21 protein-coding genes are annotated in these 18712 nt (G+C 68.2%); 1 reads left to right on the top strand and 20 read right to left on the bottom strand.

Annotation, left to right across the window (positions count from 1 at the left end; genetic code table 11):
- Positions 1-73: 73 nt before the first annotated feature.
- The 3 genes from AC1DGD_RS16605 to AC1DGD_RS16615 are packed head-to-tail and all read right to left on the bottom strand — an operon-like array spanning position 74 to position 2009.
- Entirely contained in the window at positions 74-898 is an 825-nt protein-coding gene (locus AC1DGD_RS16605; RefSeq protein WP_079555607.1) for an OmpA/MotB family protein, read from the bottom strand.
- Positions 895-1704, bottom strand: a complete 810-nt coding sequence (locus AC1DGD_RS16610; RefSeq protein ID WP_028277084.1) for a motility protein A — start codon at positions 1702-1704, stop codon at positions 895-897. The genes AC1DGD_RS16605 and AC1DGD_RS16610 overlap by 4 nt, the downstream gene beginning before the upstream one ends.
- Positions 1705-1706: 2 nt before the next feature.
- Positions 1707-2009 (bottom strand): flagellar FlbD family protein, encoded by a 303-nt coding sequence (locus tag AC1DGD_RS16615; protein ID WP_018775806.1) that lies wholly within the window; start codon positions 2007-2009, stop codon positions 1707-1709.
- A 285-nt stretch (positions 2010-2294) separates the two neighbouring features.
- Here AC1DGD_RS16615 and AC1DGD_RS16620 point away from each other — a divergent pair, with 285 nt between their 5' ends.
- Positions 2295-3461: a cytochrome P450 gene (locus tag AC1DGD_RS16620; protein WP_476857546.1), complete on the top strand. Its 1167-nt coding sequence runs from the start codon at positions 2295-2297 to the stop codon at positions 3459-3461.
- Between the two features lie 14 nt (positions 3462-3475).
- Here AC1DGD_RS16620 and rox read toward each other — a convergent pair whose 3' ends face one another.
- The 17 genes from rox to fliD form a co-directional block, all read right to left on the bottom strand.
- Positions 3476-4936, bottom strand: coding sequence for a rifampin monooxygenase (gene rox / locus AC1DGD_RS16625; protein WP_476857581.1), 1461 nt, complete (start codon positions 4934-4936; stop codon positions 3476-3478).
- Between the two features lie 78 nt (positions 4937-5014).
- Positions 5015-5479, bottom strand: coding sequence for a phage tail protein (locus AC1DGD_RS16630; RefSeq protein ID WP_476857547.1), 465 nt, complete (start codon positions 5477-5479; stop codon positions 5015-5017).
- 197 nt (positions 5480-5676) lie between these two features.
- Entirely contained in the window at positions 5677-6843 is a 1167-nt protein-coding gene (locus AC1DGD_RS16635) for a flagellar hook protein FlgE (protein ID WP_028277079.1), read from the bottom strand.
- Positions 6844-6874: 31 nt separating this feature from the next.
- Positions 6875-7309 (bottom strand): flagellar hook assembly protein FlgD, encoded by a 435-nt coding sequence (locus tag AC1DGD_RS16640; RefSeq protein WP_476857548.1) that lies wholly within the window; start codon positions 7307-7309, stop codon positions 6875-6877.
- An 18-nt stretch (positions 7310-7327) separates the two neighbouring features.
- Positions 7328-9385, bottom strand: a complete 2058-nt coding sequence (locus AC1DGD_RS16645) for a flagellar hook-length control protein FliK (RefSeq protein ID WP_476857549.1) — start codon at positions 9383-9385, stop codon at positions 7328-7330.
- Positions 9382-10122, bottom strand: coding sequence for a C40 family peptidase (locus AC1DGD_RS16650; protein ID WP_476857550.1), 741 nt, complete (start codon positions 10120-10122; stop codon positions 9382-9384). The genes AC1DGD_RS16645 and AC1DGD_RS16650 overlap by 4 nt, the downstream gene beginning before the upstream one ends.
- Positions 10119-10553 (bottom strand): flagellar FliJ family protein, encoded by a 435-nt coding sequence (locus AC1DGD_RS16655; RefSeq protein WP_026538968.1) that lies wholly within the window; start codon positions 10551-10553, stop codon positions 10119-10121. Before AC1DGD_RS16655 ends, AC1DGD_RS16650 begins: the two co-directional genes overlap by 4 nt.
- Positions 10550-11878, bottom strand: a complete 1329-nt coding sequence (locus AC1DGD_RS16660) for a FliI/YscN family ATPase (protein WP_476857551.1) — start codon at positions 11876-11878, stop codon at positions 10550-10552. The genes AC1DGD_RS16655 and AC1DGD_RS16660 overlap by 4 nt, the downstream gene beginning before the upstream one ends.
- On the bottom strand, positions 11875-12609 hold the full coding sequence (locus tag AC1DGD_RS16665) for a FliH/SctL family protein (RefSeq protein WP_476857552.1): 735 nt from the start codon (positions 12607-12609) through the stop codon (positions 11875-11877). The genes AC1DGD_RS16660 and AC1DGD_RS16665 overlap by 4 nt, the downstream gene beginning before the upstream one ends.
- Positions 12599-13615 (bottom strand): flagellar motor switch protein FliG, encoded by a 1017-nt coding sequence (gene fliG, locus AC1DGD_RS16670; RefSeq protein ID WP_476851547.1) that lies wholly within the window; start codon positions 13613-13615, stop codon positions 12599-12601. Before fliG ends, AC1DGD_RS16665 begins: the two co-directional genes overlap by 11 nt.
- Positions 13612-15216, bottom strand: a complete 1605-nt coding sequence (fliF, locus tag AC1DGD_RS16675) for a flagellar basal-body MS-ring/collar protein FliF (RefSeq protein WP_028277074.1) — start codon at positions 15214-15216, stop codon at positions 13612-13614. Before fliF ends, fliG begins: the two co-directional genes overlap by 4 nt.
- Positions 15216-15527, bottom strand: coding sequence for a flagellar hook-basal body complex protein FliE (fliE, locus tag AC1DGD_RS16680; RefSeq protein ID WP_028277073.1), 312 nt, complete (start codon positions 15525-15527; stop codon positions 15216-15218). The genes fliF and fliE overlap by 1 nt, the downstream gene beginning before the upstream one ends.
- On the bottom strand, positions 15527-15919 hold the full coding sequence (locus AC1DGD_RS16685) for a flagellar basal body rod protein FlgC (RefSeq protein ID WP_028277072.1): 393 nt from the start codon (positions 15917-15919) through the stop codon (positions 15527-15529). The genes fliE and AC1DGD_RS16685 overlap by 1 nt, the downstream gene beginning before the upstream one ends.
- The gene (flgB, locus tag AC1DGD_RS16690; RefSeq protein WP_028277071.1) at positions 15919-16260 is read right to left on the bottom strand and encodes a flagellar basal body rod protein FlgB; all 342 of its coding nucleotides are present in this window, start codon (positions 16258-16260) and stop codon (positions 15919-15921) included. The genes AC1DGD_RS16685 and flgB overlap by 1 nt, the downstream gene beginning before the upstream one ends.
- 145 nt (positions 16261-16405) lie before the next feature.
- Positions 16406-16831 carry a hypothetical protein gene (locus AC1DGD_RS16695; protein ID WP_476857553.1) on the bottom strand — a complete coding sequence of 142 codons (426 nt, stop codon included), beginning with the start codon at positions 16829-16831 and terminating at the stop codon, positions 16406-16408.
- Positions 16824-17333: a flagellar export chaperone FliS gene (locus tag AC1DGD_RS16700; RefSeq protein ID WP_476857554.1), complete on the bottom strand. Its 510-nt coding sequence runs from the start codon at positions 17331-17333 to the stop codon at positions 16824-16826. The genes AC1DGD_RS16695 and AC1DGD_RS16700 overlap by 8 nt, the downstream gene beginning before the upstream one ends.
- Positions 17330-18658, bottom strand: coding sequence for a flagellar filament capping protein FliD (gene fliD / locus AC1DGD_RS16705; protein WP_476857555.1), 1329 nt, complete (start codon positions 18656-18658; stop codon positions 17330-17332). The genes AC1DGD_RS16700 and fliD overlap by 4 nt, the downstream gene beginning before the upstream one ends.
- Positions 18659-18712: the final 54 nt, after the last annotated feature.

The raw sequence follows: 18712 nt of genomic DNA on the forward strand, positions 1-18712 counted from the left end.
CAAGACACAGGAGGCAAAAATGCAGGCAAAACTCCGGCAAAGAACCCAGGCGATCCGCCGTAGCCGGGAACGGCTACTTCTCGCTGAGTTTCAAGGCCTCCGGAATCAGTGCCCGGACGACGTCGGGCTTGTCGGAAATGACCACGATGTCCACCCGGCGGTTTCGCTCCATGAGCGCCGGCGTGGAGTCGTCGTTGACCTGGCGGGCAGAACCGAACGCGACGGCACCGATCGTGCCGGGGGCTATGCCGCCGCGGTCCACCATGTACCGCAGGACATTGACGGCGCGCGCCGAGGACAGTTCCCACGTCGAGGGGTAGGCCGTGATGCCGTTCGCGGCGTGGCCTTCGACCATGATTTCCATGCCGGCCGGTTTGAGGACCGGTGAGATGACCTGCAGCACCCGGGAGGCCCGGGAGGTGAGCTCGGGCCGGTCAGGTTCGAAGAAAGCCTGCGATCCGACGAGCTTGACCGTCAGGCCGCGCTGGTCGATCTGGAACTCGACGTTCTCGCTCAGCCCGGCTGCCGCCAGGCCGGCCTGCATTTTCTGCTGCAGCGCCTTGAGTTTGTCCACTTCCTTGATCGCTTCAGCCATATTCTCGGGGGATGCGGTGGCCGCGCCCTTGACGGCGGCGAACGCCTCGAGGTCCTCTTTCACGAGTTCCGGCGGCACCACTGTGCCCGACGCCGTATCCACCGTTTCCGTCGCGACTGCGCCGAATCCCGTGGCCAGGGAGTTGCGGAGCTTTTCAAACTTGTTGGCGTCCACCGTGGACATCGCGAAGAGGACGATGAACATGCACATCAGCACGGTGACCATGTCCATGTAGGACGCCATCCAGCGTTCGTCGACGTGGTGTTCTTCCGGCTTCTTCCGCCCGCGCCGCCTCGGGCTCACGCTGCCTCGTCCATCCTGTCGGACTTGTCAGCGCCGGCCTTCTTGCCGGAGCTCTTGAGCTGGTGCTCGGGGACCATGGCGCGGAGCCGTTCGGCCAGCAGAAGCGGCTGGGCACCGGACTGGACCGACAGCATGCCTTCCATGAGCAGCGTCATCCGTTCTATGTCCAGTTCCGAGAGCCGGGCCATCCGGGCGCTGAAGGGAAGCCAGATGAAGTTGGCGGACAGCAGGCCCCACAGGGTGGCGACGAAGGCTGCCGCGATCATCGGGCCGAGGTGGTCCGGGGTGGAGAGGTTTTCCAGGACGTGGGTCAGGGATACCACGGTGCCGATGATGCCCACGGTGGGGGCATAGCCGCCGAGACTCGCGAAGAATTTGGAGTTGGCGTGATCGCTCCGTGACTTGGAGTCGATCTCGTCCTCCATGAGCATCCGGAGGTCCTCGGCGTCGGTGCCGTCGGCGATGTTCTGCAGGGCACGGGCAAGGAAGGGGTCCTTGACGCTGGCCGCTTCCTCTTCCAGGGAAAGCAGGCCCTCGCTGCGCGCCTTTTCGGCGAAGCGGACCATCTGGTCAATGCTTTCCTGCGGCTTGGCGGTTTTGCCGAGGAACATCTTGGGGAGGGCTTTGAAGGCCTGGACGACGTCTTTGAGGGTGTTTCCGGCGATCCCGACGGCGAGCGTGGCGCCGAAGACCAGGATCATGGGGGCCGGGAGGAGCAACGCCGACAGGCTGGCGCCCTCGAGCGACACCATGGCGATAACGGAGCCAAAGGCGAGGAGCAGTCCGATGACTGTTGCGGGATCCATCGTTACTTTCTGGGTTGCGCGGGCGCCGTGGGACCGGCGCCGTCGTCGTAGGGGTCGTCGTCCGGGTCTTCAGTCCGGACCAGGCTGAGGGGATAGCCGGTGATGGCCGGAAAGTCCCGGGCTTTGCTCAGGATGTAAGCCCGGTACTCTGCGATGAGCTCGACCACCTCGGCGAGGCTTTCGAGCACCACGTAGGCGGCGCCGTCGAGTGTCACCAAGTGCGTATCCGGGCTCTCGTGGATGCGTTCAATGAGGTCCGGATTGACCGCGAAGCGCGTTCCGTTGAGGCGTGTGACGACGATCATGGGCCGATTCTGCTCTGTGAGGGGAAGGGTGTTCTCCTCCGTACTGTCGGCAGCCGGGGCCCCTTCGTTAGGCGCCGTCGTCAGGCGCCTTGTCAACGTGCCGGTGCCCGGGGGCGGCCGGCGCAGCAACATTCCCCGTGCCAAGGCCGCCGCGCGGTATTAGGGTGGGATCTGACGGGGCCACCCGGCCCGCCCCGTTGGACGTCTGCTCCACCGCAGTTCGTCCCGTGCAGTTGGCCCAGTGCCAGGAAACGACGGCCGCCCGCCTCATCAGGAAGGCCAGCCATGGCGTCATTTCCGGATTTTGAGCAGCCGTTGAACCCGTTTCCCCGCTACGCAGCCATGCGGGACAGTGAACCCGTTTTCCAGGACCCGGACACGGGCGTCTGGCACGTGTTCCGCTACGACGACGTGCAGCGGGTCCTGTCCGAGCACGCCACTTTTTCTTCCCGGATGGGCGGGGACAACCCCTCCGAAACGGGCCAGCTCTTCGCCGCCAGCCTGGTCAACACGGACCCGCCGCGGCACCGCCAGTTGCGTTCGCTCGTGACGCAGGCGTTCACACCGCGGGCAGTCGAAGCGCTCGCCCCGCGCATCTCGGAACTGACCGGCGAGTTGCTGGAGCCGGTGGTGGCCGGCGGCGCCACGGACCTGATCGAACAGCTCGCCTATCCGCTTCCGGTGATCGTGATCGCCGAACTCATGGGCATTCCGGCCTCTGACCGGGACCGGTTCAAGCTGTGGTCCGACGTGATCGTGAGCCAGACCCGCCCGGGCGCCGACGATTCCGTCCACACGGCAGCCAACCGGGAAATGGCGGAGTACTTCATGGCCATGATCGAGGAGCGGCGGCACCGGCCGGGCAATGATTTGATCAGCGCGCTCCTCGCGGCCGAGATCGACGGGCAGAAGCTCAGTCCCATCGAGTTGCTGGGATTCTGCAGCCTGTTGCTCGTGGCGGGAAACGAGACCACCACCAACCTGATCGGCAATGCGGTGCTGTGCTTCACCGAATCGCCGGGCACGGCGGAACGCCTCGTCGCCGAGCCTGCCCTGCTCCCGCACGCCATCGAAGAGGTGCTGCGCTACCGCTCCCCCGTCCAGTCCATGTACCGGCTCTCAGCCGTCGACACGACCGTGCGCGGCCGCACCATCCCGGCAGGCTCGCCGATCATTGCCTGGATCGGCTCGGCGAACCGCGACGGGGAGCAGTTCCCGAGCCCGGACGAGTTCGACGTCGAACGCTCACCCAACCGTCACCTCGCCTTCGGGCAGGGCATCCATTTCTGTCTGGGGGCGCCCCTGGCGCGGCTGGAGGCCAGGATCGCGCTGGAGGCCGTGCTCTCACGGCTGCCGGGGCTTGCTGTGGACCCCGACGCGCAGTTGGAGCGGATGGAAAGCATGATCGTCTACGGGGCGAAACAGCTTCCCGTGACCTGGCAGGCTGCCTGACGGCGGCCACGGCGTCAGGGGCGGCGATCGTGACCGTCTCCGGCGCCCTCGAGGGCGGTCCCGAACCATGTCGGCAGGTGGCGGAGCAGGTCGTCCTGGTCGTCGCCGATCCATGCGACGTGGCCGTCCGGCCGGAGCAGGACCGCGGGCGCGTCCAGTTCCCCGCTGGCGTCCGCGACGTGGTCGATCCGATCCGCCCATCCTGCCACGGAGAGTTCGCCGGTCTGGTCCAGCAGGAGCCCGCGGCCTTTGCGGGTGAGTTCGTAGAGACGGCCCCGCGACAGAGGAATGTCGCGCAGTCGCCTGCCGAGCAGCTCGGGTCCTTCGCCGAAGTCGTAGCGGACCCCGATCGCGGTAATCTTCTCGGCCAGGAAACGGCTGACGTCCTCGAAGTCCATCAGCTCGCTCAGCAGCCGCCGCACGGCCTGCGGGCCGGGCTCGGTGGACAGCAGCTCGCTCTGGGCGCGGGTCATGGTCAGCACGCCTTCGGCGACCGGGTGACGCTCGGCGTAATAACTGTCCAGCAGCCCGTCCGGCGCCCATCCTTTGACCTCGGCGGCGAGCTTCCAGCCGAGGTTGAAGGCGTCCTGGATGCCGAGGTTCAGTCCCTGCCCTCCCAGTGGCGGGTGGACGTGCGCCGCATCGCCGGAGAGCAGAATGCGGCCCACCCGGTATTGCTCGGCAAGCCGGGTGGCATCGCTGAAACGGGACAGGGAGCGTGGTGAGTGGACGCCGAAGTCGGTGCCTGCGAACGCCCGCAGCTGCGTCCGGAACTCCTCCAGGGTCGGCGGGACGGAGCGGTCCTCGGCCACGGCCGCCGCGGGCACGACGGCGCGGTACAGGCCGTTTCCGGCGGGGCCTATGCCGAACCCCTTGTGGGTCTTGCGCACCTCCTCGGCCACCGCGGCCAGCTGGTCCGGCGCCGCGGTCACCTTCACCTCGCCCAGGAGCCACTCGGTCTTGGCCGGCTCGCCGGGGAAGCCGATGCCGAGCAGTCTGCGCACCAGGCTGCGTCCGCCGTCGCAGCCGACCAGCCAGCGCGAGCGCAGCCGTGTGCCGTCAGCGAGTTCGACGCTCACCGCGTCCTCGTCCTGCTCGACCCCTGCCACCTCGCAGCCGCGGCGGATCTGGGCGCCGAGCTCACCGGCGCGCTCGGCCAGCAGGCGATCGGTGACCGGCTGGGGGATGCCAAGGACGTAGCCGTGTGCGGTGTCCAGGTTCACCGGCCGGGGCTTGTCGATCCCGGCGAAGCGACCCACGCCGCCGGGATACTGTTGCCCGTGGGCGAGGAACCGGTCCAGCAGCCCGCGCTGGTCCATGATCTCGATGCTGCGCGGGTGCAGACCGAGCGAACGGACCGCCTGGCTCGGCTCCGCGTCCCTCTCCAGCACGAGCACGTCCACGTCGTGCAGCCGCAACTCGCTGGCCAGCATCATCCCCGTCGGGCCGCCGCCGCTAATGATCACGTCGAAAATATGGAACCCCAATCCCAGAAACTCACTTCCCGGATTGCCCGGCTGCGTCCCGCACCCTGAAATGCGGGGTGAGCCCGATCAGTACTCGCCCTTGATCACGAAGTAGGAGCCGCGAATAACGCCCGCCAGCTTCGACTTTTGGCGGGCGAACTTGAAGCGCGGCGCCAATTCCTCCGGAACTTCCATGCCGTCGGCAAATTTGAACCCCACCGCTCTTTTCCCGCCGTCCTCGATGCTGTACATGACGTTGACCGACAGTCCCGACTCGTAAAAAACATAGGCCATCCGCAAACCGTCGACTTCGAAGGCGGTCGCCTCCAGCGGGCGGGAGCCGATCACGATCTCGCGTTCATCCCGGAGGATGCGGCTCACCCGGTCAACAACGTCAGGAACTTCGCCCGCGGGGCTCACGGTGAAGGCGTGGCCGTACTTATTCCGGAAATAGCGGGCCTCGTTGGCGCGCAACCCGGCGAGGGCCTCGGAGACGGGCGATGATTCCAAGCCGACGGTAGAAACGGTCTCGAAGTCAACGATGTACGGCATGTGCCCTCCTGGACAGACGTGTTGGGACCAATGCTAACGCGACGACGTGCTGCCGCTGACGCGACGACGTGGCTGCCGGACGCCGGAACGCAGGCGCCCCCCTGAGGTGTGATCCGGGGAGACAGCTCCGGGTCCGGCATTACTGGAAACCCGAAGCTGTCTCCCGAATCCTTAGGGGACAAGCACGATTCCGCTCATTAGCGCTTGAGCTGGGTCAGTTCCTGGAGAACCTCATCCGAGGTGGTGATGATGCGGGCGTTGGCCTGGAAACCGCGCTGCGCAACGATCAGGTTGGTGAATTCCTGGGACAGGTCCACGTTCGACATTTCCAACGAGCCGCCGGTCAGGGTGCCAAGGCCGGGGTCGCCCGCAGCACCGAGCTGCACGCCGCCGGAGTTGCCGGTTGCGACGTAGGAGGAGCCGCCGGCCTTCTCCAGGCCGCCCGGGTTGGTGAACTTGGCGAGGGCGATCTTGGCGAGGACCTGCTTGATGCCGTTGCTGAACGACCCGACCAGGGAGCCGTCGCTGCCCAGCGTATAGGACTCGAGCTTGCCGACGGGGGCACCGTTCTGGCCGCTGACGGTCAGCGAGCTCATGGCAGCGTAGCCGGAAACCTTGGAGACATCGATGGTAATGCCGTTGACGGTGACGTTGCCGCCTGCGGTGGGCTTGCCGTTCGTGTAGGTCACAGACCCGGTGGCTGTGGTGCCGTTGTCGTCGGCGGCGATGTTCCAGGTGCTTCCGGCCTTGGTGAAGGTCATTGACACGCTGCGTTCGGTGCCGGCGGCGTCGTAAACCTTGACCAGACGGTCCAACTTGGTGCCGTCGACGGCGTCGCTGGGCAGGTTTCCGTCCAGCGTCACCGAGTCGGTCTTCTTGGCCACCATGGTGTTGGGGTTCAGCGTAATGTCGCCAACGGGGCCTCCCGCGTTGATCACACCGTTGGTGGCGGTCCAGCCCTGGAGGATGCCGCCGTCGGGGCTTACGAGCTGGTTGGCTGCGTCCGGGCTGAACGCGCCGGCGCGGGTGAAGAGCTGGCTGCCGCCCTTGCTGGTGACGAAGAAGCCGTCACCGGAAATCATCAGGTCGGTGGCCCGGCCGGTGCTCTGCGATGAGCCCTGGGAGAAGTTGGTGGTGACGCCGGCAACCCGGACGCCCAGGCCGATCTGGGCGGGGTTGCTGCCGCCGGTCGCGGCCTGCGGGCCGGTGGCGCCCTGCTGCAGCTGGGACAGGGTGTCCTGGAACTGGGTGGAGGAGGCCTTGAAGCCTGCGGTGTTGACGTTGGCGATGTTGTTGCCAGTAACGTCCAGCATGGTCTGGTGGGCGCGGAGGCCCGAGATTCCGGAGTACAGCGAGCGGAGCATGGGAACTGCCTTTCTACGGGTGAAGAACTGGTTAGGATGCGGCCGGAGCGGTAAGCCCGGTGATGGAGTCGAGGGGAACGGAAAGGTCGCCGATCGTGACGGACGGAACCGATCCCGCATAGCTGACGGAACTGGCGACGCCGGTCCCGGTGGTGCCGTCCGCGAGGGTGTAGCCGACCGAGTGTCCGATCAGCTGGGCTGCCGCCGTCCGCATCTGGAGGGAGAAGCCCTCCTTGCTGTTGGTGGTCAGTTCGGTCATTTTTTCCATCATGGAGAGCTGAAGGGTCTGGCTCATCATCTGGTTGGTGTCCATGGGCGCGCTCGGGTTCTGGTTCTTGAGCTGCGTCACGAGCAGGGACATGAACACGTTGGCATCCATGGTCTGCGAGGGTGTCCGCACGGCAGAGGCCTGGGTGGCGTCCCCCGCCACCGTTACCGGCTGGGATGCGATCGGCTGAATCGTCATAAGTCGCGTTCCTTCGTGTCAGACAAGAATGTCGAGGGTGGTCTGGGGGCCGTTCAACAGCCTGGCGGTGCGTATGGCTTGATCATCGGCCAGCGCATCCCAGCGGTTTCCGGGCCGCGGCCCGTTCCGGTCGCCCGGGCCGGAGCCGCTGCCGCCGGGGCCCGAGCCGCTGCCGCCGGGGTCCCGGCCGGTGCCGAACTGGCCGCCGGTCCCCGTCCGGTCCTGGCCCGTGCCGTGCTGGGCCCCGTGCTGCCCGAAACCGGGACCGTTGTGGTCTGAGAGGTCAAGGCTGGCCGCGAATCCGGCGCCGTGGAGTTCCCTGCGGAGTTCGGGCAGGATTCCGCGGACGGCTTCACGTCCCGCATCGCCCGGGGCGAACAGCTCAATCCGGACGCCCGCGGCGTCGATCTGGGCCCGGACCGTCAGTGGACCGAGATCTTCCGGGCTGACCTTGAGGGTCATGATGTGCTGGCCCTGGGGTGCCCCCACGAGGGTGAAAAGCGGTTTGGCCAGCTGGGACTGGAGGGGCGCCGCGAAATGGGGCGCCGGCGGGGACGCGGACTGGAACGCCGGCTGCGCAGCGGCCTGGGCAGCCGGCTGGGGCACGGCCTGGGCCGCGGTTGCCGCCGCCAGAGTCGGCTGGACGGGGAAGGCGGCCGCCGTGGGGGCGTCGCTTTCCGGATTGGACCGAGCCTGGGCGGCGGTGGGCGTGGGTGCCGCGACTGGTTCCGTCAGGACGCCGGCGTGGAAAGGAGCGGGGGCGTGTGCGGGTCCGGTTCCGGTTCCGGTTCCGGTTCCGGTTCCGGTTCCGGTTCCGGTTCCGGTGGACATGCTGCCGGAGGATCCAGTGCCGGCTCCGGGGATGCCGGATGGCGCCGGACCGGACGGGGTCGTGCCGGGTGAGGTGGTCGGCGACGTCGGCGCTTGTCCGGGCGCGGAGGGAGCGACGGCGGCGACGTCTGATCCGTTGACCGCCCGCGCGGACACGGCCGCGGTGGTGGCCGCCGGCGACGCACCATGACCAGAGCCAAGTCCCTGGGCGGTCTGCGCCGCCGCTGCCGCGCCCGGTGCCGCGGCCGCGGCCGGAGGTGTGGCGCCGGCCTGCACCGGGACTGCCTGCGTTGGCCCGGCAGGTGCAGCAGCCTTGGGTGGGCCACTGAGCACCGGAACGGGACCGGCCGCAGGGGTGGTCCCTGCGGCGCCGGTGGCAGTCGAGGCCAGCGGCGCGGCCGCAACAGCAGCCGGTGCGGTGGCCACGGCGTCGACGGGCGCAGCCGTCGGGGCAGGATCGTTCCCATTGACCGGCCGGTTGACCGGTCCGCCGGCGGCCTTGGGCCCGGCCAGCGGGACCGCGCCCGCCGTCTGCGAGGCCGCAGCGGCGTTCGGCTTACCGTCCGGCATGGTCCCAGCGGGGACGGCGGCCACAGTCTGGCGCCGCGTTGCGGCCAATCCCGGGGTCGCGACGGCCGGGGAATGCGCGGCGGCGGCCGGCAACTCGTCGGGAAGGACCGCCGAGGCCGCGGACGCAGTGACGGCCGGTGCGGCAGTACGGGAACCATCGTTGCTGTCCGTCGGCGGGGCAACCGCCGGCGCCGACTGTCCGGGCAGCGCAGCCTGACCAGCCTGACCAAGTTGTGTATAGGAGACAAACTGGGCCGGCGGGAATTCGGCCGGGCCGTACTGGGCTGGAACGTGCGGGGCCGGAACGTACGGGGCCGGCCCGGGGCTGGTGATACCGGACGAAGCAGCGTCGGTCCGCGGCGCGGTCCCGGAAGCAACGTCGGCCCCCGTCACAGTGTTCGCAGCGGTGCCGCTCAGCGAAGCGGGGTCCGTGGCGCCGTCGGGCTGCGGCAGTTCGGCCGCCGTGTCATCGGCCGCCGGTACAGCCTTAGCGGCGCCAGGCTCTGCCGCGGTGCCGTTGCCCGCTGCGCCCTGGACGTCGTTGAGGACTGCGTCGAAGGACGCGGCGGCTGTGTTTCCGTTTTCGCTGCCGGGCCGCGGGTCCGCGCCCTGCCGGGCCGCCCGGACGGTCGCCCCCAGCGCGGCCGCAAGCTCCGTCGATGCCGCCGCCTTCATGATGCAGCCCCTGCGGGAACGATGCGCCGGATGGAGGTCAGGTTGGACTGCTGCTCCCAGGCGTCGCGGATCTGGATGGTCTTGCCCGGCACGGGTGCGTCGATCGCCTTGCCGTTGCCCAGGTAGATGGAAATGTGGTTGCCGCCGAAGCTCACCAGGAGGTCTCCGGGTTTCGCTTCTGCGAGGGACGCCACCGGGGTGCCCTGGCGCATCTGGTCGCTCACCACACGGGGAAGCTCCACGCCGAGGTCCTTGAAGACCCGCTGGGTGAAGCCGGAGCAGTCCATGCCGGAGGCCGGATTGGTGCCGCCCCACACATACGGAACACCGATGTACTTCTTCGCCACGGCCACCACGTCATTGCCCGTCGCGGCCTCACCGGTATGTACGGTTCCGGCTGTCTGGGCACCGGTGAGCGCGGCAGTCCCGGCCGCCGCAGCGCTACCTGGTCCGGATGTGCCGCCAATGCCCAGTGAGGAGCCCAGTGAGGAGCCCAGTGAGGAGCCCAGGCCCAGGCTGTCCGTGAGGGAGGCGGCATCCGTTGCGCCACTGCCGCCCAGTGCCGCGGCAAGTGCCTGGGTGAACGTGGCGGAGTCGCCGGTGCCGGTTGCGGACGCGAGCGAGGTAGCCGCAGCCTTGGCAGCGGCTGCGCTGGTTTCCGCGGCCGCAGGCCGGCTCAATTCCGCGATCATCGACTGGATGCCCTGCATCCGGCCGATCGCTTCAGTCATGCTCATGGCTTCACCTGCTGCTCATCGCGGTGCCAGAGCGTCGAGGCGATCTCATCGAGGGCCGACTGCTCGGCGCGCAGGTCCGCGGAGTTGACCTCGGCGTCGTGCCGGGCTTGCAGTTTTTCCAGCCCCACGGACCGCGTGCGGGCAGCGATGAACTCGGCCCGGGCGTTGGCTTCGTCGGCCTCGGCCAGGTGGGTGAGGTTTTGAAGGTCCGCGAGCATGCTGTGCGCGGATGACCGGGCGGCCGCCACGGCGCGCAGTGAGGCCGAGCTGGAGATGGGGTCATCCGTGGCGGCAAGTTCGCGGCGGGCGGCGGCTTCGCGGACCCGGACGGAGCTGGAACGTGAGCGGGCGCGCGCCAGCCCGGTTGCCGCCTGGTCCTGCTGGAGCTGGCGGAGGCGCAGGAGGCCGGCCAGTGAGAATTCGCGGTTCATGCTGCTGCTCCCAGGATCGAAGTGAGGTGGCCGAGCCGTTGCCAGGACTCGGGGTGGGCGGTGGATTCGTCCATCGGCTGCTGGAGGAAACCGCTGACGTCGTGCTCGTGGTTCAGCGCAGCGTCCACCAGCGGGTTGGTCCCGGCTTGGTAGGCGCCGACGTCGATCAGGTCCTGTGCCGCCTTGCGGGCCGCGAGGACCCGGCGGAGCGTGGCGGCGGCGTCGAGGTGTGGCCGGGAATTGACCTTGCTGGCCACCCGGGACACGGATCCGAGCACGTCCACGGACGGGAAGTGCCCGGTGACGGCGAGTTTGCGGTCCAGCACCACGTGGCCGTCCAGGATGGAGCGGGCGGCGTCTGCGATGGGCTCGTTATGGTCATCGCCGTCCACGAGCACGGTGTAGATGCCGGTAACGGAGCCGGTCTCGGCCGTGCCGGCGCGCTCCAACAGCCGGGCCAGGATGGAAAAGGTCGACGGCGGGTAGCCGCGGGTGGCAGGGGGCTCGCCGGCCGAGAGGCCAATCTCGCGCTGCGCCATGGCCACCCGGGTCAGGGAGTCCATCATGAGCACCACATCCTGGCCCTGGTCGCGGAAGGACTCGGCGATGCGGGTGGCGGTGAAGGCCGCGCGCATGCGCATCAGGGCGGGTTCGTCGGAAGTGGCGACCACCACCACGGAGCGCGCCAGGCCGGCGGCGCCTAGGTCGTCTTCGAGGAACTCGCGGACTTCGCGGCCGCGTTCGCCAACGAGGGCGATCACCGAGACTTCGGCGTCGGTTCCGCGGGCGATCATCGAGAGTAGGGAGGATTTGCCGACCCCGGAGCCGGCAAACAGGCCCATGCGCTGGCCCTTGCCGAGCGTGGTCATGGTGTCCAGGACGCGCACGCCGGTTTGCAGCGCGGTGTCGATGCGGGCGCGTTTCATGGCGTTCGGTGCCTCGTTGTCGATCGGCACGCGCGGCCCGCTGAGCAACGGACCCTTGCCGTCGATCGGACGTCCCAGGCCGTCAAGGACCCGGCCGAACAGGCCCCGCCCGGTGGGAACCAATACCGCGCTGCCTTTGGCGCGCACCGGGTCACCGGCAGCCACGGCCGCCAGCCGGCCCAGCGGCATGCAGCGCACGGAGCCGTCCAGCGCCGCGACGACTTCGGCGTCAAGGCCAGGGTTCCCGCCCACGGTCACGAGGTCACCAAGGGCGCAGTCCAGACCCGACACTTCCAGGCCCAGCCCGATGACCGAGGTGACGACGCCGACCCGTTGCGGGGCGGCCGCGGCCAGCGCGGCGGCATAGTCGGCGCCCTTCGGCCGCCACTCGGCGATCATGCCTGGCCCCGGTAGGCGCCGGCACCGAATTCGGCCTGGCCGGATTCTCCCGGCACGACGTCTCCCGGCACGGTGTCTGCCACCAGTGCGCCTCCCAGCGGGCCCTCTGCCGACGCTGCCTCTCCCAGCAGCGCCGTGCGGGCCCGTCCCAGGGCGGTGCGGAGGCTGGCGTCGAACCAGCCCTGCTGGTATTCGACCTTCGCGTCGCCGCGGCCCAGGGAGGGGTCCGCGATCAGCGGCAGCCCGGCGGGCAGTTCCTGGCCTTCCCGGCTGAGGACGTCGATGTCCGCCGGGTGCAGCCGGATTGCCAGTACCGTGGCGGAGTCATTCCCGGAGAGGGCGCGGGCCAGGGCGGCCCGGGCGGTCCGGGTGCCTTCGGCCAGTTCGTAGCCGAGGATGGCCTCGGCCAGTTCCAGCGCCGTGCGGGCCAGGATTTCCTCGGCGTCCTGCAGCGCCTGCACGTTGCGGTGCGCAAAGTCTGTCCTGGCGACGGCGAGGGCGCGCACGGCACGGTCCAGGTCCTGCTGTCCGGCGGCCAGGGAGGCAGCCTGCTCGGCGGCCATCCGGTCCCGCCAGCGGCGCTGCTCTTTCGCTGCGGCGCGCACACCGGCGGCGTAGCCCGCGGCGTGGCCTTCGGTGTAGCCGGCCTGTTCGGCGGCCGGGCCGTTGGCCCGCAGTGACGGGAAGACGACGCGCGCCGGGGCGTTGGCCGCGCCGTTGTCAGTAGACATAGTCTTCTTCGTCCCCGCGCTGGATGGTGATCTGGCCTTCGGCCTCGAGCTCGCGGATGGACCGGACGACGGCGGCACGGGCCTCTTCGATCTGCGAGGCACGCAGGGGTCCCAGGGCGGCGATCTCGGATTCGAGGATTTCCAGGTTGCGCCCGGAGACGTTGGTGGTGATGGTTTCCAGGACCGGCTCGGAGGCACCCTTCATCGCCATCGCCAGGACGGCCGCGTCGAGTCCGCGCAGCACCAGCTGCACGTCGCGGCGTTCCAGCTTCACGATGTCGTCGAATGTCACCATCTGGGCCCGGATCTCCACCGCGAGGTCGGGATCGAGCAGGTCTAGGCCGTCCAGCACGGACCGTTCCGTGCCGGCGTCGGTCCGGTTGATGATCTCCAGCAGCGGCTGGATGCCGCCCACCACCTTCGAGGCCTGCTGGGACACGGCGGCGCCGCCGCGGAGTTTGAGGGTGTCGGCGACGATCCCGATCGCCTCGGGCGCGCCGGATCCCATGGTGGCGATGCTGAGCGCGACGTCGGCGCGCAGCGAGCCGGGCAGCCCGGACATCACGGCCGAGGCCTTGCGCGGGCTGAGGTGGGCGAGGACCAGGGCGATGGTCTGCGGCAGTTCGCCGTCGATCAGGGCCAGGATCTGCACGGGTTCGATGTCTTCGAGGAACTCGAAGGACTTGCCGGCCATATTGACGGTCAGGCGGTTCATGAGCCCGGCGGCCCGTTCCGAGCCGAAGGAGGCCTCCAGCAGGCCCTCGGCGAGTTCCCGGCCGCCCCGGGCCTGGCGCGTGGTTGTCATCGCGGCCTGGTGGAAGTCCTTCATGATCTGCTCGGTGACGTCAGAGTCCACCTTGCGGAGCTTGACGATCTCCCCGGCAATCTCCTCCGCCTCGGTGTCCGTGAGCTGGGCCATGACCTTGGCGGCGTTCTCGGGGCTCATCTGCATCAGGACGACGGCGGCGCGCTGGGTGCCGGTCAGGGGCGTATCGGTGGGTTTCATGCCGGTTGCCTGTCATCCATGAGGCTGCGCAGGTAATCGGCGGCCCGTTCCGGGTTGGCGGCGACCATGTTGTCGATTTCAAACCGGCGGCGCTCGGATTCCAGCTGTTCGGTGCTCGGGCCCGGAAGCGGGGGCAGGGCGGTGATCGGGATCGCCGACGTCGCTGGCGGAAGGGCCACCACAGGCGGGGCCACCGGCATGATCTCCAGGTCCAGGCGTTCGCCGAGGTCCACGGGCTCGCGCTTCTGGCGGCGCCGCAGGATGATCGTGACCACCAGGGCCAGGATCAGCAGGCCCAGCAGGATGCTGCCTGCGGTGACGAGGGTTCCGAAGAACGCGGCCTGCTTCTCGGCTTCGGCGTTGGCCTGGGCCTCGGCGAGCGCCTTGGCGGCGTCGTCGGCGGCTGCGGTGCTGAACGGCACAACCTCGACCGTGACAATATCGCCGCGCGCGGTGTCGGCCCCGGCTGCGGAGGTGACGAGGTTCTTCAGCGACGCCAGGTTCAGGCCGCCGGCGGCGGCCTGGCTGACGGCGACGGAAATGGTCTGCCGCTTGATGGCACCGGCCGGGATGGTCCGGTCCTCGGTGACCTTGTTGACCGCGTTGTTCTTGGTTTCGGTGGAGGAATCGAAGTTGCCGTTGCCGCTCGTGCCGCCGGGAACAGCGATGTTGTCCGGGCCGAGGACGCCCGCGGCGCCTCCCCCGGTTCCGGTGTATTTCTCGGTCTTGGACGATTCACTCAGCGGCAGGGCGCCCTCGGCATTGGAGAAAGTCTCGCTCTTCTGCTGCGCCGATTCGCCCGTCACGTCGGCGGCGACGGCGACCGTGGAGTTGCCCGGGCCCACCACGCGGTCCATGACCGCGCGGACGGCGTCCGAGGTGCGCTGCTGGTAGTCGCTGGCCTGCTTGGTGGACGATCCTGCGGTCCCGCCGCCGACGGTGGAGAGCACGTTGCCCTGCGAATCGACCACGGAGACGTTGGACGGCTTGAGGTTTTCGATGGCGGCGGAGGTCAGGTGGACGATCGCCTGCACCTTGTCACCGGTCAGGGCGGCGCCGGCGTCGGTCTCGATGAACACTGAGGCGGTGGTGTCCGGGGCCTTGGACACAAACACTGTTTTCTCGGGGATGGCGAGCCGGACGGCGGCGGTCTTCACGCCGTCCATGGCGGAGATGGTGCTGGCAAGTTCGCCCTCGAGGGCGCGCTTGTACGTGACGGACTGCTGGAATTCCGAAGACGTCACGCCCATCTTGTCCAGCAGGGAGTAGCCGGTGGCGGCGGCAGTCGGCAGGCCCGCGGCCGCTGCCTTGAGGCGCTCGTCGTAGACCTTGTCCTGCGGCACCAGGATGGTGGATCCGCCGTCGCTGAGCTCGTACTGAACGTTGTCCTTGCGGAGCTGTTCGACGATGCCGTTGGCGTCGGTGGTCTGGAGGCCGGAGAACAGCGGGGTCAGCACAGGGCGGGTAAGCCAGGCGGACAGGGCAACAATGCCCACCACCAGCAGGGCAGCGCCGATCACGGCGATGGTGCGCTGGCCGGCGGTGAAACTCTTCAGGCCCGCGCCGAAGCGCTGGAAGAAAGCGTTAATCTGCGGAGGCATCAGGCCTGCATCCTCATGATCTCGTTGAACGCGTCAACGCCCTTGTTGCGCATGGTGGCCATGAGCTCCAGCGTCACCTGCGCCCGGGTCGCGGCAAGCGTGGCGTTGTGGATGTCATCCAGGTTGCCGGTCACGGCGGACACAGCCAGCTGGTTCGACGTCGACTGCAGCTGCTGGAGGTTATCCACCGCGCCGGTGAGGGAAGTGGCGAAGGCGGAGCCGTCAGTGCCGGCCACGGGTGCCGCTCCGGCGCCCGTCACATAGTTTGTCGGCAGGACGCCCTGGACGGGGGCGATGGGGGCGACAGTCATTAGGAGCGTCCAATCTCAAGGGCGGCCATGTAGGTTTCGCGGGCGCGATCCACCACCTGCGCGTTGGCCTGGTAGCCGCGCTGGGCGATGATGAGCGCACCCATCTGTTCGGCCATGTCAATGTCCGGGTACTTCACGTTGCCGTTGGCGTCCGCCAGCGGGTGATCCGGCTGGTAGACGACCCTGCCCTCGGCGTTGCCGAGCTGGGTGCTCTTGACGTACACGCCCGAGCCCTGCGAGCCCTCCGCGGCCTCGACGTACCGGGCCTGGAAGGCGGGGCCGGACGTGGCGGAGGCGTTGTTCATGTTGGCGAGGTTGTCCGAGACGGCATCGAGCCACTTGCGGTGGACGGTGAGGGCGGAGCCGGCGATGCCGATCATGTCGAAAGTCATCAGCTGGTCCTCAGGGCGGAGCGCACGGCGGTGAACTCGGTGTTGACGGCGCGTGCGGCGAACTGGAAACGCAGCACGGTGTCGATGTTGGACAGGGTCTCGGTGTCCAGGTTGACGTTGTTGCCGTTCAGCTGCGTGGGCTCCAGGGACTCCGCCGTGGTTGCCTGGACGCGGCCGTTCCCGGACTGCACCGACGCTGCGAGGGCGTCCTCGAAGCTGACGCGCTTCGCGTGGTAATTCGGCGTGTTGACGTTCGCGATGTTGTTCGCGATGGTCCGCTGGCGCAGTGCCAGCCCGTCCATGGCGCTGGCCAAGGCGGCGGAAGTCACGGATTCGAGCACAGAGTCCTGCCTGGGAAAGGTGGGGGTGGCCGATCCGTGGCCGGTAATCGAGCGATCCGTGCTCTTATAGTGGTTATCGGCACTGGTCAGCGCCGCGTTAGGCGAAATCAAAAGACTATTTCAGATGTTTTGGAACCCGGGATTCCTAGCCGTTGACATCCAGGTACAGGGCTCCGGCGGACTCCCCCACGCCGGGCACCGACGATACCGCCTGCAGCTGCCGGGCGACTCCCAGCCGCGCCTCTTCCAGCCGGAGGGCAACGCGTTCCTGGGCGGCTGCCAGTGCGACGGCGCGACGCCGCGCGGTCGCCGGCAACGGCCCGTTCATCGATGGCGGAGACCAGCGCTTCTCCGGCCGGGGTTCCGCCACCGAACCCGCGGGAGCGGCGAGCGGGCCCAGCGGATCCTTCAGGGTCCGCTCGGCGGCCTGCACCGCCATTTCAAGCACATCCAGGACGGCCATCCAGGCAGCCAGGGTGGTGTCTTCAGGGATCGTGCCGGGAAGGGACGAATCGGCGTCGTTGTATCCGGTTCCCCCTGGGCCAATATCCAAGTAAGCCTGTTCAGCCAAAGCCGAGACTCCCGCCGCCTGTTCCGGGCCCGGTGTTCCAGGCCCCTGCTGCCGGGAAACCGGCTGGAGCTGCGGCGGGAAACGCCGCGGGGGTTGCGGGCGCGGGTACCGCGGCGGCGGCCTCGTGCCAGGTCTGCCGCAGGGGCTCCAAGAGTTCGATCGCTTCCCGGGTCAGCGCCGCGTCCCGCTGGATGTTCGCGTTGGTCAGTGCGGTGGAGACGTAGTTGTAGACCCCCAGCAGCCCGTTGGCACCGTCCCACGCGTCGACCTTCAGCGAGGAGGACAGCTCGGACACGATGGCCTGGGCGTGCAGCAGGTTTTCCGATGCGGTGGTCCAGTCGGCAGCGTGCTGCGCCGTTTCCGCCCGGCCCAGGTCCAGCAGGAGGCGGTCGTAGAGCATGGTGAGGAGGCGTGCCGGCGGAGCCGACAGGACCGAGTCGGCCAGGTACTGGTTCCGCTGGCCGGCATTGCCGTAGCCGCCGCCGAAGGAGGTCAGAGTCATGATGAAGAGCTTCCTGAAGAGAGTCCTGCGAGTTGGGAGGACAGCCAGGACGACTGCGCTTTCATGCCGCTGAGAGCGACCTCCAGCGCGGAGTAGGTCCGCTGCAGCGTGGTCCGACGCATTTCCAGGCGGTCATCCCAGTCGGCGATCTGGTCGGTGTAGTCCTTCGCGGTGGACTGTTGTCCCTTGATCTTGGTGCTGAGGAGCCCCGTGGAAGGATCGGAGGCCTGCTTGGCGGCGTCCGCCACGCGGCCCGCGATAGTGGCCACGGCCGCCATTGTTCCGGCCGGGTCCTTCGCCAGGGCGTCGCCGAATTTGGTGGCGTCGAATTCCATCGTCCCGGTCTTGGTCACGCTGATGCCAAGCTCAGACGGCGATTTTCCGTTCAAGGGCTGGGACGCAGCGGCCAGGATCGCGGCGTTGACGGTACGAACGGTGCTGTCTCCGGTGAACACGCCGCCTGAAGTGACCGGGTTGCCGGAGGCGTCGGTGCTGCTGACTACGGCGCTCTTGGTGGCGATCTGCGCCAGGACTCCGTTGACGGAGCTAACCAGGTCAGAGGCGGCCCTGCTGATCTGGGCGTCGTCACGGGCAACGGTGACGCGTGTGGGGGTGGCAGAGACCTCGGAGACGCTGATCGAGACTCCGCTCAGGACATCCGCGAAGGTGTTGGTGGCGGAGCTGAGCGTCGCCTCGGCAGCTGTTCCCGCCCACAGCTTGATCTGCGCGTCCTGCCCAGACTGAACTTTGGTCAGCCCGGCGGTGCCGTCCGGATCGGCGATGCTGAACCCGCCGGCGACGCCGGTCTTGGACGAGGCAAATTGCAGCCGGTACTCGCCGCCGCCCACTGAAACTTTCGATGCGACAATCCCGGCGCCGGCGAGGTTCACGGCGGAAACGACGTCGTCAAGAGATGAAGTGAGCGGGGTGACCGTGATGGCCTGGCCGCCTTCGCCGGTGACCGTCATAGTGGTGTAGGGCCACGCGGCGAGGTTCTTGCTCACGGAGACCTGGGTCTGGGCCAGCTGGGAGACGGTGAAATCAACCGCACCCGGTTTCGCTCCGGCACCGACCACGGTGGTGACTTTGGCGGAACTGCTCGAGGCCGAATACAGTTCGAGGCTTTTGGGGTCGGAGAGCTTGCCGGCCTTGGTTGCGAGGTCCGCGACGGCGGTATTGAGTCCCTGCAGGGCCGAGATGCGGGTTTGGACCGTTGCGGCCTTGTTCTTCATCAGGCTTTGTGGGATTGCTTCCACGGCCATGAGGGAATTGATCAGGGCTGTGGTATCCAAACCGCTGGAAAGTCCGTCGATAGAAAGTCCCATGCCTGCAACTCCTTAGAACAATGGCTGGCTGAATCAGTAATGGCTGGTGGTACT

The organism is Arthrobacter sp. 05T45, from assembly GCF_056395875.1.